This is a genomic window from Oceanobacillus sp. GQ8, from assembly GCF_059758495.1.
Genome location: NZ_JCAXEV010000005.1, coordinates 298625 through 313657, shown reverse-complemented (window position 1 = coordinate 313657; position 15033 = coordinate 298625). Strand labels below are relative to the sequence as shown.

Annotated in this window: 15 protein-coding genes; 6 read left to right on the top strand and 9 right to left on the bottom strand. The window is 40.8% G+C overall.

The genetic code is table 11. From position 1 onward, the window contains the following. Window positions 1–7 precede the first annotated feature (7 nt). From AC6CHS_RS16835 to AC6CHS_RS16825, 3 genes are all read right to left on the bottom strand, one after another. Window positions 8–886, bottom strand: a complete 879-nt coding sequence (locus AC6CHS_RS16835) for a transporter substrate-binding domain-containing protein (protein WP_498237894.1) — start codon at window positions 884–886, stop codon at window positions 8–10. Between the two features lie 237 nt (window positions 887–1123). After that, window positions 1124–1945, bottom strand: coding sequence for a YhjD/YihY/BrkB family envelope integrity protein (locus AC6CHS_RS16830; protein ID WP_161464182.1), 822 nt, complete (start codon window positions 1943–1945; stop codon window positions 1124–1126). Window positions 1946–1975: 30 nt separating this feature from the next. Continuing rightward, window positions 1976–2272: a YtxH domain-containing protein gene (locus tag AC6CHS_RS16825; protein WP_498237892.1), complete on the bottom strand. Its 297-nt coding sequence runs from the start codon at window positions 2270–2272 to the stop codon at window positions 1976–1978. Between the two features lie 217 nt (window positions 2273–2489). Here AC6CHS_RS16825 and AC6CHS_RS16820 point away from each other — a divergent pair, with 217 nt between their 5' ends. Continuing rightward, window positions 2490–3851, top strand: a complete 1362-nt coding sequence (locus AC6CHS_RS16820) for an alanine/glycine:cation symporter family protein (RefSeq protein ID WP_106895954.1) — start codon at window positions 2490–2492, stop codon at window positions 3849–3851. Window positions 3852–4042: 191 nt separating this feature from the next. Continuing rightward, on the top strand, window positions 4043–4228 hold the full coding sequence (locus AC6CHS_RS16815; protein WP_498237890.1) for a hypothetical protein: 186 nt from the start codon (window positions 4043–4045) through the stop codon (window positions 4226–4228). A 185-nt stretch (window positions 4229–4413) separates the two neighbouring features. On the opposite strand, the gene AC6CHS_RS16810 is transcribed toward AC6CHS_RS16815, so the two are convergent. The 3 genes from AC6CHS_RS16810 to AC6CHS_RS16800 all read right to left on the bottom strand — a co-directional run bounded on the left by AC6CHS_RS16810 (window position 4414) and on the right by AC6CHS_RS16800 (window position 7318). Next, window positions 4414–5082, bottom strand: coding sequence for an SOS response-associated peptidase (locus AC6CHS_RS16810; RefSeq protein ID WP_498237888.1), 669 nt, complete (start codon window positions 5080–5082; stop codon window positions 4414–4416). Window positions 5083–5111: 29 nt separating this feature from the next. Beyond that, entirely contained in the window at window positions 5112–6107 is a 996-nt protein-coding gene (locus AC6CHS_RS16805) for a glutaminase (RefSeq protein WP_498237887.1), read from the bottom strand. 275 nt (window positions 6108–6382) lie between these two features. Further along, the gene (locus tag AC6CHS_RS16800; RefSeq protein WP_498237885.1) at window positions 6383–7318 is read right to left on the bottom strand and encodes a CAP domain-containing protein; all 936 of its coding nucleotides are present in this window, start codon (window positions 7316–7318) and stop codon (window positions 6383–6385) included. Between the two features lie 433 nt (window positions 7319–7751). Here AC6CHS_RS16800 and mreBH point away from each other — a divergent pair, with 433 nt between their 5' ends. After that, complete coding sequence (gene mreBH / locus AC6CHS_RS16795; protein ID WP_498237883.1) at window positions 7752–8759, top strand: rod-share determining protein MreBH; 1008 nt, start codon at window positions 7752–7754, stop codon at window positions 8757–8759. Window positions 8760–8892: 133 nt separating this feature from the next. Here the strand turns inward: mreBH and AC6CHS_RS16790 are convergent, their stop codons facing one another. The 3 genes from AC6CHS_RS16790 to AC6CHS_RS16780 are packed head-to-tail and all read right to left on the bottom strand — an operon-like array spanning window position 8893 to window position 11758. Then, window positions 8893–9030 carry a hypothetical protein gene (locus AC6CHS_RS16790; protein ID WP_498237881.1) on the bottom strand — a complete coding sequence of 46 codons (138 nt, stop codon included), beginning with the start codon at window positions 9028–9030 and terminating at the stop codon, window positions 8893–8895. Window positions 9031–9083: 53 nt separating this feature from the next. Next, window positions 9084–10232: a saccharopine dehydrogenase family protein gene (locus AC6CHS_RS16785; RefSeq protein WP_498237880.1), complete on the bottom strand. Its 1149-nt coding sequence runs from the start codon at window positions 10230–10232 to the stop codon at window positions 9084–9086. A gap of 26 nt (window positions 10233–10258) precedes the next feature. Further along, on the bottom strand, window positions 10259–11758 hold the full coding sequence (locus AC6CHS_RS16780; RefSeq protein ID WP_498237878.1) for an aldehyde dehydrogenase family protein: 1500 nt from the start codon (window positions 11756–11758) through the stop codon (window positions 10259–10261). A 377-nt stretch (window positions 11759–12135) separates the two neighbouring features. On the opposite strand from AC6CHS_RS16780, the gene kynU reads away from it, so the two are divergent. Genes kynU through kynA form a run of 3 tightly spaced genes read left to right on the top strand, consistent with a single transcriptional unit; the run spans window position 12136 to window position 14899 of the window. Continuing rightward, a complete protein-coding gene (kynU, locus tag AC6CHS_RS16775) occupies window positions 12136–13407 on the top strand; it encodes a kynureninase (protein ID WP_498237876.1) in 1272 nt (423 codons plus the stop codon). Then, window positions 13407–14051, top strand: coding sequence for an arylformamidase (kynB, locus tag AC6CHS_RS16770; protein WP_498237874.1), 645 nt, complete (start codon window positions 13407–13409; stop codon window positions 14049–14051). The genes kynU and kynB overlap by 1 nt, the downstream gene beginning before the upstream one ends. Further along, window positions 14051–14899, top strand: a complete 849-nt coding sequence (gene kynA, locus AC6CHS_RS16765) for a tryptophan 2,3-dioxygenase (protein WP_498237872.1) — start codon at window positions 14051–14053, stop codon at window positions 14897–14899. The genes kynB and kynA overlap by 1 nt, the downstream gene beginning before the upstream one ends. The last annotated feature ends 134 nt before the right edge of the window (window positions 14900–15033 follow it).

Sequence of the window (15033 nt, the reverse complement as noted above, 5' to 3'; positions counted from 1 at the left end):
CCTCCCCTTAGAGGTCAATTCCTTCAAGTTCTTGAATTTCTTCTTCTGGTTTTTGTGATGCGTCTTCATTATAAAATTCTTCCGCTAGCTTTGTAAGCGTACCATCCTCACGCATAGCTTCAAGCGCCTTGTTTATTTCTTCAGTTAGCTTATCGGCACCCTTTGGTATCACAACCGCCTGTTCTGTTGGATGGAATTTTAAGTCTGGATGTAAATGAATATCGAAGTCAGGAAAACCTGCAACACCAAATTTAGATAAATAGTAATCATTTACAATAACATCTGTTCTGCCGTTGTCAACATCACGTAAGTACGCTTCATTTGGCGCATTGCCATATGTTTTTATTTCTGCACCATAGTGCTCGGCAATCTGGCTGTAAATAGTGGTTGCTCCCCCACCAGCAATTTTCCCATCAAGATCTTCCAGGGACTCAATACCAGAATTATCTTCTTTTCTTACAACCATCGTGGAGTAAGAATATTTATATGGTGCACTAAAATTAAATTCTTTTTTTCTTTTATCTGTAGCTTCAACGTCGTTAGCCGCAACATCAATGCGCCCACTTTTCACCGCTGGAAGCATACCGTCAATTCCCATGATTTCAAATGAGATATCCAAATCTAGACGCTCGGCAACCTCGCGCATCACTTCTACATCATAGCCTGTCAGCTGGTCTTTACTTTCCTCTTCACCCTCGTAATAAGAAGCAGCCAGTAGTGTTCCAGATGTGCCCACAACGATTTCACCAGACTCCTGGATCGCTTCCCATCTTTCATCTGTCCCACTAGATTCCTTATCACTGTTACTTTCTTCTCCCCCATTACCACACGCACTAAAGAACGCTACAATAGCAACTAATGAAACCAATAACAAAAACTTCTTCAATACCTTTCACCCCTATTGTTATATTTAAAATGACACTATGATTGTAACAGCTTATCTAAATAATTTCAAAATTTATTTACTTCGCTTTTTGCTTTTCCCTATAGTTTGGCTTAGGGATAGAATTTTACCCCGCACAATCCCCTAAAGTCCGTGCACAATGAAAAATCAGCGAGACTGATAAAGCCTCGCTGATTGGTAATGTTTATTTATTTTAGAAGTTATGTTAGCTATTGTCTTTTAAGACTCCAGCTTATTCTTTCTTATGACAGCATTCATTATGCCACCCGCCATAATAATAATGCCCGAAAGATAAAACCAAATCATAAGGACAATTACGGTTCCTAAACTTCCATATGTGGCTGAGTAATTGCCGGCTGTACTGACATAATATGAGAACCCCAGTGATGCTAGCTGCCATAAAATGGTAGCAAACAGTGCACCCCATACCGTATTCTTTAAATAAACACGGAGATTTGGCGCAAGCTTGTACAATGCGACCAGCACAATAAAAATGACGATGGAGGATAACACCCAACGAAGTCCTTGCCACACGAGCAGGAAGCCTTCAGATAGGCCAACAAACGAAAATAAGTAAATACCGATCATCCGTCCAAAGATGGGGAGGAGAAATGCGATTGAGATCACCAACACCATCGCTACGGTAAGAACGATGGCGATGAGGCGTGAAACAATAAAAGAACGATTCTCTTCCACTCCATACGCAATATTAAAGCCTCGCATGATAGCATTTACACCATTGGAAGCTGCCCAAAGTGTTGCAATAAATCCAAATGACAATAACCCACCGTTTTGTTGTTCCAGCAAGTTACTGACATTCGTACTGATAAGGTCCACAATTTGAGCTGGTGCATAGGTTCTGATCATATCAAGTATGGCTATATCATCAAATGGCAAATAGCCAACCAATGTCAAAAGGAACAAAAGAAAAGGGAATAATGATAACAGGAAAAAATATGCAAGTTGAGCAGCCAGACCAAACACATCTACTTCTTCAAGCTTGGCATATAATTGTTTAACAAAGTTTAATACTTTGCTCACGTGGACACACTCCTATACGATCTGTCATCCCTATTCTATTCTGTTTGATCCATTTCTATTTGTATATTTTTCTAAAGTTGTTTCTACTTGTTCTAATGCAGTAATGGTGCTTTCCACCCCAGATGTAAAGTTTTGATTAAATGTATCAAAAGTCTTCCTTATATTTCTAACTGCCTCAGAAGGGTTTTTTAGAACAGATTGCGAACTGTATTTCATTTTAGATAACTTCATTCGCGAGTAGTTTCGAGTCTCTCTGTCGAATAAAGTAACTGCACCCCCAACTATTGCTCCAATTAATACACCTACTACAAGCTTACGATTGCCCATGTTTATTTCTCTCCTTTTTCTGTATAGAATCCATAGCTCTTTCTAGCTTTTCCAAACTTTTATATTTTAAGAGCTCATCCGATAACATCTTTATTATAAGCAACTTAGTAAGCCGGAAGCAATGGATTAGGTGTTCTGTAAGAAATTACACTAAAAAAACGCTTGACTTAAATTTTCTTAATATTTAATATAGTAAAATAACAGGGGAGGGGTTTGGATGGAAGAAATAATTAGCTCCATAAGTGACATAGTATGGGGACCACCAATGCTAATATTGATCGTGGGTGCCGGATTGTACTTAACATTACGCCTAGGTTTTTTACAATTTCGTACATTACCCTATGCATTGAAGCTAGCTTTTAGTCCAGCACGTCAGGACAAGAAATCCAAAGGGGATATCAGCCATTATCAGGCCTTAACAACTGCCATGGCCGCAACGATTGGGACCGGTAATATTGTTGGGGTAGCAACAGCAGTTGTGTTAGGTGGCCCAGGTGCCGTGTTATGGATGTGGGTTACAGCCCTTTTAGGAATGGCAACAAAGTATTCAGAGGCTATTCTCGCTGTAAAGTACCGTCAAGTTAACAGCAAGGGAGAAATTTCAGGTGGGCCCATGTACTACCTGGAAAAAGGGCTAAAGGCAAAATGGCTCGGCGTTCTGTTCGCAATCTTTGGTTCATGTGCTGCCTTTGGGATTGGTAACATGGTTCAGTCCAATTCTGTTTCTAAAGCAATGTCAGATTCTTTTAATGTACCTACATGGGTAACCGGAATTTTACTTACTGTACTAGTTGGCTTGGTTATCTTGGGTGGTATTAAAAGTATTGGGAGAGTTACTTCTTTCTTCGTCCCGATTATGGCAGCCTTTTACGTTTTAGGTGGACTTATTATTATGATTTTAAATTTTGATCTTGTCCCACAAGCTGTCGGAATAATATTTAATGATGCATTTACAGGAAGTGCCATCGGTGGTGGTATACTTGGAACAGTAATTCGGTACGGAGTGGCACGCGGAGTGTTCTCTAACGAAGCCGGGCTTGGCTCCGCACCAATCGCTGCTGCTGCTGCTAAAACAGATTTACCTGGAAGACAGGCACTTGTTTCCATGACCCAGGTTTTCATTGATACAATCATTGTTTGTTCCATTACAGGGATTACGATCGTTATGGCAGACATGTATGGTGGCGGACTTGAAGGCGGAGAGCTTACCTCAGCTTCATTTGCGGCATTTCTAGGCGATACAGGCGGATACATCGTCACAATTGGGATTGTATTATTCGCATTTTCTACCTTGGTAGGTTGGTCTTACTACGGGGAAAAGTGCTTTTCTTATCTATTTAGCGATAAGGCTGTCCCTTACTATCGCGTTGTATTCGTTGCTGCTGTCATGTATGGCGCTCTTGAAGAACTTAGTGTTGTATTCGGAATCTCAGACATTATGAATGCTCTAATGGCCGCACCGAACATCATTGGCTTGGTTGGTTTATCAGGAGTAGTGGTATATGAAACAAAACGATTCCTAAAAGTAGCCAAAGAAGAAAAACTTCAAGATAAAGAAAGAAAAGCTCGAGTAGGATAGTAAAACTAAATAGCATACCAAATTACATTGTGATTGGTATGCTATTTTTTGTTGATAGTCTATACTTATGACATCAGGATTGTAAGCACATAAATTATTATTACGAAATTTTTTGTTAAACATGAATATATAACAGTAATGATAAAAATTTTTGTAGGATTATTCTTGCATTGAAAATGGGAGGTGATCGTGTGCAATTATGGATAATATTGCTAATCATATTTGGCGGTTTTATAATCTTTGGTCTACTGTACGATTGGGTGGCAAAGAAAAAGAATATGAATACTGATTTTCAAGGAGGCGTAAAAAGTCTAAATGATGCAGAAAAAACATTGGAGGATGTAAGAGGTAAAATCGGTAATAATGGTGAGTGGTAAGTTTGCCATTTAAGTGAGTTAATTGCTTGGTATAGACGTCTTTTTCTTTCAATAGTTAAGAATGAAAACGCTTGGATTCTTAATTATCTGAGCATTTTTCGAATTAAAGAAGATCGTTCAGTGCTTCATTCTCTTGTACTGAACCATGTAATTATCATGGTCCTCTTTTAATAGGTAATTTTAACCTATATAAGTGGTGCAATACATGTGGCGTCATTATTCTTAGCGGTATTCACATAAGAGGAAACATTGTATGCGTGAAGGTCGTCTATATCTATTCTTTGAAGAAATGCATGCATCATGTCAGGCTTCTCTATTTGCGGTTGAATCCAATCATTCTCTTTTTCTTTTGGCAAAATAATTGGCATACGATGATGGATGTCCTGCATAAAAGGGTTTGCCTCTTTCGTTAAAATGGTGCAGGTGAAAAGATCTTTATCTTCCTGTTCCCATTTGTTCCAAAGCCCTGCAAATGCGAAGAGCTTGCGATCTGCCAGTTGAATTCGTTTTGGCTGTTTTCCCTCTTCACTCTTTTGCCATTCAAAGAAGCTATCGGCAATAATTAAACATCGCTTTTGCGACATCAGCTTTTTAAAGCTAGGTTTTTCGTGCGCGGTTTCACTCCGTGCATTAATCATTTTATAGCCAATCTTTTCGTCTGTTGCCCAGGATGGCACCAACCCCCAACGCATATAGCCTGCGCGCTTTTTATTTCCATCATGAATAATAGCGAGCACATTCTGACCAGGTGCAATATTATAGCTTTGTCCAAAGTTATCTATCCCGTCCTGTTCCAAATCGAAAGCCCTTAAGACCTCAAGTTCATCTGCCAATAAGGTATATCGTCCACACATTTACTCCACCACCCTCTCTTCATCTGTTTCTAGAATATACTCAAATCCCATTGTGTTGCAATATGTCGCAGCAGCCTGATTCCTGCTGTACTATTTCCCTTGCTATCCAGCGCCGGACCGTAAACCGCCATCCCACAACCATCCATAAACGGAAGCGGTTCATTTCTAACTCGAGGTGGGGACACTGCAATAATCCCGCCTGAGACCCCACTTTTTGCAGGTATGCCGACATAGGCTGCGAATTTCCCAGAGGCATCATACATGCCACATGTTAACATTAGCGCTTTCGCCAACCGAGCAACCTGCCTCGGTATAATTTCCTGATCTGAATCAGGATCTTTTCCATCGTTTGCCAGGATAAGGCCAATTCTGGCTAAATCATCAATCGTAACTTCAATGGAACACTGTTTGAAATAGGTATCAAGTGTAACTTCGATATCCGAGTCCAAAAAACCTGTTTCCAAAAGATAGTAGCCAATCGCTCTGTTCCTCATGGAGGACTCTCGTTCTGATTCATATACTTCATGGTTGATGGGTGGACGATGTCCGATTATTTCTTCCAATAAGGAAAGCAGCGGCTGCAGCTTTTCCTCTGATGTTTCACCATCTAGCATGGAAGATACCGTAATGGCACCTGCGTTGACGAGTGGGTTAAATGGTTTTTTTAATGGTTTCATTTCTAAGTGCATGATGGAATTAAATGCCTCGCCTGTTGGCTCTACATCCACCTTATCCAGCATATAGGAAACCCCTCTTTGCATACATGCTACGATGAAGCTAAGTACTTTGGAAATACTTTGTATGGTAAACCGAACATCTACATCGCCGGAGCGTATCGTCATCCCATGCATACCAATAATAGAAATTCCGAGGTGATCCTGATTCGCTTCTTTTAATGCAGGTATGTATGAAGCGACTTTTCCCTCTGCAGTATGCTTCCTGTAGAAAGATACCCAATCATCCACATATTCTTGCAACCACTCTTGGGTCATCCCCGTATTCCAGTTCGCTGCTCCCTGTACCATAATAAACCTCCTGTTCGTAATCTATAAATACATTCCCTTCTGTTTTTCCCTTAAACACATGGAATTATAAACAAAAACGTTATTAGAACTATGATTCTTCATTGTTTGTGTAGGATAGTTTTGTGTGGTCGATTGAATTGCTTATGTGATTGATTGACGCTTCATTGTGGTCGATTGAATCGCTTATTTGGTTGATTGGCACTCTGCTAGGATTGATTGAAAGTTTATAAGCGCAAAAAAAGAGGCTAACCAAAGTTAGCCTCTTTTTAGAAATATTATTTTCCAATAAATTGTTGTGTCCAGTGATTACCTTGTTCAACATATCCAACACCGATATGAGTGAAGTTAGCATTCATGATGTTAGCACGGTGACCTTCACTGTTCATCCAAGCATTTACTACTTCTTCTGGTGTACGTTGCCCTTTAGCAATGTTTTCACCAGCAGTGCTGTAGCTAATACCGAATTGTTTCATCATATCAAATGGAGATCCGTATGAAGGACTGTTATGAGCAAAGTATCCATTTGATGCCATGTCGCGTGATTTTTCTCTTGCAACTTTACTTAGTTCTGTATCAATTTTTAACGGTGAAAGGCCTTGTTTAGCTCTTTCTTGGTTCGTTAATTCTACAACTTCTTGTTCAAATTGGCTTAGTTCTGAAGATTGATTTTGTTCAGTTGTTTGTTCAGTTTCTTCAGCTACTGGTTGTTGTGGTGCTGGTGCTTCTGTATTTTCTTCTTGTTTTGGTTCGTCTTGCTCAGGTTGTTCTTGTTTTGGTTGTTCTTCTTTAACAGGAGTCTCTTGTTCAGGCTGCTCTTGTTTCGGTTGCTCTTGTTTTGGTTCTTCTTTCTCTACTACTTCTTCTTTTGGCTCGTCTGCCTTTTCTTCATTAGCTGTTTGCTCTTCTTGTTTTTCAGGTTGTTTTACTTTTTCTGTTGGTTGAGCTGATTCTGTATTTTCTTTTTGTTCAACTTGAATTTTGTCCCAGTTGAAGTCTTTCCAGTTAAGTTGGAACTTAGTAAGATATTTATTTACAAGTTCATTGATGTTATCATCAGAAAGTTTTCCACCATTCCCATTAATAGAATAGTAGATTTTATATATATGATTCTGATTTACATCCTTGGCTTGTGCATCAACAGAATTTTGAAAAGCTCCTCCAAATAATAAAGCAGCTGATAGTGCTGTAACCATGCTTACTTTCTTAAACATCTTGCTACACTCTCCTTTTGGCTTGTTTTGTTTTGCAAAATTATCATAGCATGGGTTTTCTGTAATATTAGTGGAATTCTTTGCCAAAGTAGATACGTAGACTCACTTTTTATGCGGTTCATTCCAGAAACCCTTGTAAATAAAAGAGGTGTCACTTGACCTAAAAACGGGTAAAGAGGAAAAAGTTCAGCGCAATGGAAATTTTTACATCGAAAGCACTATTGACAACCTTCAAAACAGCAATTGTTTGTTACAGAAACCAATAACTTGTAACGAAAATGTTACTTGATTTCACCCGGGAGTATGGGTTATTTTTGCCACAACCTAGGTAGAATCTATTGCCAAAATATGTGCATTGTATTACTACCCCCAGAAAGTATACTATTTAATAGAATGACTGTATGAGAAAATTGTCATCATTGGAGGATATTATATGTTATCTACTGCAGAAATCGGTATTGATCTAGGTACCGCAAATATACTGATATATTCAAAGACAAAAGGAATTGTATTAAATGAGCCATCTGTTGTTGCAATTGATGTTAATACGAAGCAAGTGGTAGCGGTAGGAACCGAAGCAAAACAAATGGTTGGTAAAACACCGCAAAATATCATTCCAATTCGCCCATTAAAGGATGGAGTTATTGCGGATTATGATGTAACGGCTCAAATGCTAAAAGAATTTTTGAAAAAAGTAAGTAAGAAAATTGGCATGTCCATGAGAAAGCCAATTGTTGTCGTATGTACGCCATCAGGTAGTACAACAGTTGAACGTCGTGCGATCCATAATGCTGTTACAAGCTATGGTGCAAAACAGGTACACTTAATAGAAGAACCTGTAGCTGCAGCAATCGGTTCCGACTTACCTGTAGACGAACCTGTAGCCAATGTTGTCGTTGACATCGGGGGCGGTACTTCAGAAGTAGGAATTATTTCATTCGGCGGGGTTGTATCATGTAACTCAGTGCGTACTGGCGGAGATAAAATGGATGAAGAGATTATTCACCATATCCGCAAGAAATATAATATCTTAATTGGTGAGCGCACAGCAGAAAATGTTAAAATGGAAATCGGCTATGCTCATCCAAATCACACAGAAGAAACAATGGAAATCCGTGGCCGAGACATGGTATCAGGACTTCCAAAAACAGTGATGATTACGTCTACTGAAATTCATTATGCTTTAAAAGAATCACTAGATTCAATACTAGAAACCATTCGCGCTACGCTTGAAAACTGTCCTCCTGAACTAAGTGGGGATATTGTTGATCACGGTATTGTGCTTACTGGTGGAGGAGCATTGCTAAGAGGCATGCAGGAATGGTTATCAAGTGAACTAATCGTTCCCGTACACCTTGCACCAAACCCACTTGAATCTGTGGCAATCGGTACAGGACGTGCCCTGAAAATGATTAACAAACTACAAAAAGCAGCAAAATAACCAAATTAAAGCCTGTGCAAAATAGCACAGGCTTTTTTATTAGCTGAAAATTATTGTGGGCAGAGTTTGAGCCGGATTGAGTTGCGTGCGCGTAACGGTGATTGTCCGGTGCAGTGGTGCTCTCGGGCGATATTTATGCTTTCACGGGCGATGCTGACTTGCTATCGGGTGATACTTCCACTTTCTCAGCCGATACCGCCATGTGCTCGGGCGATACTTGTACGCTCTCAGCCAATGCAACTACATTCCCAGCCGATATACGCACACTCACAGACGATCGCACCCGTCTCGCATGGCCCACCGCGCCTTTGCTAGGTTATTAGATTATCCGTTGTTTTCGTTTTCTGTAATGACTACGCCGCGTTTTTTCATTTCTTGCATGTATTTCTTTCCTGGCACAATCTGTTCGGGTGGATATACACCAGGCTTGGTAATTGTTTTATTGCCAATCATTTGGGCCACCACGGAGATTGTATTTGCAGTAGCTCTGGCCATTGCAGTAACATTCTCTTTTTTAAAGGTTGCCATTTCATAATGAAAGATCGTCTTTTTCCCAGCCTTCTCTCCGGAAACAATTACTCTTAACAGGACGGCATCTTCTTTATTACCTAGTTCTACGATAGGCTCCAAAACTTTTAGTAGAACGTCTCTTGGGTTAATCTCGTTTCCCCGAACGTCTACCTTATAATCTTTTTTCGTTAGATTTAAATCTACCAGCAATTTAAATTTTTCCGCATGTCCTGGATAGCGAATGGTTTTGTATTCCAATGTGTTTAGGTGTGGATAGGTCAAGGATAGGGTCGATGTCCCACCAGATGTATGAAAAGCCTCCAATGGACCAAATCGGTCAAAATAAATGTTTTCCACTTCTGTTAATGAAGGAATTTCCTGCTTTAATCCATTACGAATGATGAGAGATGGGTCTGTATAGTGATCGAAAACACCTTCCATGGAAAAGACATGATTGTATTCGAGGGGAGGATCAGGTTTCACTGGAATCCCACCCACGTATAGTTTTATGTTATTTAGCTTATCAAGTTTGCTAGCACCATAGCCTGACAGAATATTGATCATACCTGGCGCAACCCCAAGATCCGGAATAATCGTCACACCTGCACCCACTGCCTCCTCCTTCAATGCCAACAGTGCATTTGTCATGTTTCCAATATGCCCACCTAGATCAACAGCATTTACCCCTACTTTGATGGCCGTTTTGGCTACCTTTTCATTAAAAGAGTAAAATAGCGCATTGATCACGACATCATATTGGCGCATGTATGCAGCTAGGTCGTCCTCGTCACTAGCGTCCACCCGAAACGCGTTTAGCTTGGTTGAGCCAATCTGATTACATGCTTCCTGGGCCAGTGATAGATTAATGTCTGCTAGGCCAACCCTACTTACACCGTCACTTGTTGCAAGATCACGAGCGGCTTCTTTTCCCATCAACCCTGCTCCTAGAACTCCTATCTTCATACCATCACTCCTTTTGGAATTGTTCTTTAGTCGTCGATATCGATCTGTGCCCGCTGGAGTTTCCCACTATAATCGACGTAGATCGCTTTCCATTCTGTAAAAACATCGAGTGCCTGAACTCCTGAATCGCGATGGCCATTCCCTGTTCCCTTCGTTCCACCGAAAGGCAGGTGAATTTCCGCCCCAGTTGTACCAGCATTCACATATACGATTCCTGTGTCAAGATCGCGTTGTGCTCGGAAAACCCGGTTCACATCATTTGTAAAAATTGAACTTGAAAGGCCAAAAGAAACACTATTATTGACCTCAATTGCCTCCTCAAAGCTTTTTACTGGAATGAGGGAAACAACTGGTCCAAAGATCTCCTCTTGCGCAATCCGCATAGTTGAAGAAACATCAGTAAACAGAGTAGGTACAAAATAGTTCCCACCTTGTTTGTCTCCTTCTGTTAATACATGCCCACCTGCGAGTAATTTGGCTCCTTCTTTTTTTCCGATTTGAATATATTCTTCTATTTTTGCAAGTCCCCTCTCATTAATGATGGGCCCAACTTTTATCGTTTCATCTAGCCCATTCCCAATGGTTAACTCTTCCATCTTCGCAAGCAGGCGAGTTTCTAAAGTGGCTTTTACTTGCTCATGAATGATTACCCTGCTGCACGCGGTGCACCGTTGCCCACTTGTTCCATATGCACTCCATAATATCCCCTCTACTGCCAGGTCAATATCTGCATCATCCATTACGATAATTGCGTTTTTCCCACCCATTTCAAGCGATACCTTTTTTAATTGCCGGCCACAAGCGGCAGCAATCTCCCTTCCGACATCGTTAGATCCTGTAAAGGAAATCACCTGAACTTTTTCATGATTAACAAGTGCATTGCCTACCTCATTCCCTGAACCAAATACGACATTAAGTACACCTTTTGGTAGCCCGGCCTCTTCGAAAATTTTGGCTAGTTCATAGGCCATGATTGGCGTTTCTGTCGCTGGCTTCCAGACCACGGCATTTCCTGAAACGATTGCTGGGAATGATTTCCATGCAGCAATAGCAATTGGGAAATTCCATGGTGTAATAATCCCAATTACACCGACTGGCACACGTTGGCTCATCGCAAACTTATCCTTCAACTCTGCAGGAGTTGTCTGGCCAAACAGCCTTCTCCCCTCTCCAGCCATGTAGAACGCCATATCAATTCCTTCTTGCACTTCCCCGCGTGCTTCTTCAATTACTTTTCCATTTTCGCTTGTTAAAAGCTGTGAAAGTCGCTCTTTTCTCTCTTTCATTAAATAACCAACACGGTACAATACCTCCGCGCGTTGCGGTGCCGGAACAAGGGCCCACTCCTTTTGGGCATTCTTCGCTGCAAATACGGCTTTATCTACCTGCTCCCCAGATGATAACGGCACTTGGACAATTTCTTCTCCCGTAGCAGGATTTATAACAGCCGTTGTGCGAGCAACGTCCTGCCATTCACCGTTAATAAAATTACGTAATTTCTCCGCCTCCAGCTTTACCTTTACCATTAAGCAACACTCCCTATAACAATTTCGAACAGCAATGATAGTCCTTGAAGGGACACGATCAAGCACTTAGCACTTAAAGCGTGTACCTCGTCCCTAGCCATTTTTCCAGATGCCGCTACCATTTTTGTCTGCTACTATATATTTTATTTCTAAAAAACTTTCATATGACGTATTTCCTTTAACAGTCCATTATTTGGTAATCCATAATAAGAGCTAACCGTTCAGATGGCCAAAAACCTTGGCCGTAATGCCTTGAGGCTACAAATCTCTAAAAGGGCTAAACGATTTGTGCGTAATGTTTAAAAAAATCATGAAATATAGTGACGGCTTTTGTTAGAATAGTAGACACAATACTTTTACAGGAAGAGGCGGTCTGATTGAACACAAAAAATTCGTATGCTAAAGAGTTAGACCAGCAGGATGAATTAAACAGTTTTCGCAAAGAGTTCTATTTAAGAAATGACACGATTTATTTTGACGGGAATTCACTTGGTCTTTTATCAAAGCGAGCAGAGCAAAGCGTTTTAGCACTCATGGCTTCTTGGAAAGAACATGCTATTGATGGATGGACGGAAGGAGCAAATCCTTGGTATTACTTATCTGAGAAATTAGGAAAGCTTTCAGCACCACTAATTGGTGCAGAGGCAGATGAGGTGATCGTGACAGGATCGACTACCACCAACCTTCATCAATTGGCTGCTACCTTTTTCAACCCTGAGGGAAAGCGGACGAAGATCCTGGCAGATGAATTGAATTTTCCTTCTGATATTTATGCCATTAAAAGCCAGTTGGAGTTGAAAGGGTTGGATCCCGAGGAACATCTCGTTCAAGTGAAAAGCAAAAATGGGAACACGTTGGAAACAACAGACATAGTAGCAGCGATGACAGAAGACATTGCCTTAATTATTTTGCCAAGTGTTTTGTATAGAAGCGGGCAGCTCCTTGATATTCAGACCTTAACTAAAGAGGCACATCAGCGTGGCATTATGATTGGTTTTGACCTCTGTCATTCCATTGGTTCCATTCCACATCATTTATCTGAGTGGGGTGTTGATTTTGCATTCTGGTGTAAATATAAGCATCTAAATGGTGGCCCAGGAAGTGTTGGTGGCCTCTACGTAAATAGAAGGCATTTCGGAAAAAAACCGGGACTCGCAGGATGGTTCAGCTCTGCAAAGGATAAGCAGTTTGATATGGAACATACGCTATCATCAGCCGACACTGCAGGTGCCTATCAAATTGGAACACCACATGTGCTAAGTATCGCTCCGCTGATCGGTTCACTGGAAATGTTTCAAGAAGCAGGGATAGACAGGATCAGGGATAAATCACTCCGATTAACCGGATATTTGATGGACCTAATTAAATCTGAACTATCTTCTTACGGGTTCACAATTGCCAACCCTGAGGATGAAACGACACGTGGCGGTCATGTGTTTTTAATTCACCCAGAAGCAGCCCGAATATGTAAAGCACTAAAAGCTGACGGCGTTGTACCAGATTTTCGTAATCCAAATGGCATTCGCCTTGCACCTGTTGCGCTTTATAATACATTTGAGGAAGTATGGGAAATGGTTTCCCGCCTCATAAAAATTATGGATAAAAAAAGCTATAAAGACTATGAGAACAAACGAGGAGTGATTGCATAATGGCAAACTGGATTGATATTTCGCAACCTCTTACCAATGATATGGCACACTGGCCTGGTGATACACCTTTTCGTTATAGCCTAACCTATTCCATGGAAGAGACTGGTTCTGTCAATATCGGCCAAATGACAGCTAGTTTGCATACCGGTACACATGTAGACGCTCCTTTTCATTATGATTCAAAAGGAAAGACCATCGACATGCTTGATTTGGAGCGCTACATCGGAGAAGCAGTTGTTGTAGACGTGAGTCATCACGATGAAATCAATATGGATGTGTTGAAGAAGGCGGATTTTAAGGGCAAGACAAGAGTTTTACTGAAAACGTCCCTTCCTAACAATCCCAAAAAATTTCCTGACAACATGCCCACTATTGCACCAAGTGTAGCAGCCTATTTGCAAGAAAAAGGCGTTACCCTGCTGGGTGTCGATATCCCATCAGTCGATCAGACGGACAGTAAGGAGCTTGCTACACACCATGCATTGTACAACCATGGAATTAACATTTTAGAAAATATCATGCTGGATCATGTTGAAGCCGGTGTATATGAACTGATCGCACTGCCACTAGCCATCCACGGTGCAGATGGCAGTCCAGTAAGAGCTGTCATCAGACCATTAGATACAGAGGAGCGAAACAGATAATGAAGGACAACCAGACCCACGATACATTTAAATCAGAAAAAGGTATTCATACCGATTTCAAGGAAAAAATGACATATGGTGATTATTTACAACTCGATACCCTGCTAGATAGTCAAAAACGGTTGTCCGATCACCATGATGAAATGCTTTTTATTGTAATTCACCAAGTGAGCGAGCTTTGGCTCAAATTAATTATCCATGAAACACAGGCTGCGATTGCAGCAATACAGAAAGGTGAATTACAAGCTTCTTTTAAGATGCTATCACGTGTATCTAGAACGCAAGCACAAATTATTCAAGCATGGGATGTCCTTTCAACCCTTACCCCAGCTGAATACATGGAGTTTCGCGATCAATTGGGAAATGCATCCGGCTTCCAATCTTACCAATATCGGCTTGTAGAATTTGTGCTCGGCTATAAAACACCTTTCATTTTAAAAATATATGAAAAAGATCCTAAAGTGCATACTATAATGGAAAAAGCCTACCATGCACCAGGCCTTTATGATGTGTCCATTCAAGCCCTATCTCGAGCTGGCTTTGAGATTAATCCTGAAATACTTAACCGGGATTTTTCCGAAACATATGAAAAAGATGATTCCGTGGAAGCAGCATGGTTGGCTGTCTATCAAGATGTCGATAATAATTGGGAGCTTTACCAGCTAGCAGAAAAACTCGTTGATATTGAAGATTGGTTTCAGCAATGGCGCTTCAGACATATGAAGACAGTAGAGCGGATTATTGGGCATAAGACTGGTACAGGTGGCTCTTCTGGTGTCGGGTATTTGAAAAAAGTCTTGGATCATTATTTCTTCCCAGAACTATGGTCCATCCGAACAAAGCTTTAATTGTTAAATAAGCACAGCAACTGATATACTGAGCAAATGTGCAAGCGCCCGTTATGATGAGGCAAATCTTGCTATTCACTGGGCGTTGAAACTAGACGTGGCTGTTCCTGTTATTGAACAGCATTAGTTCAACA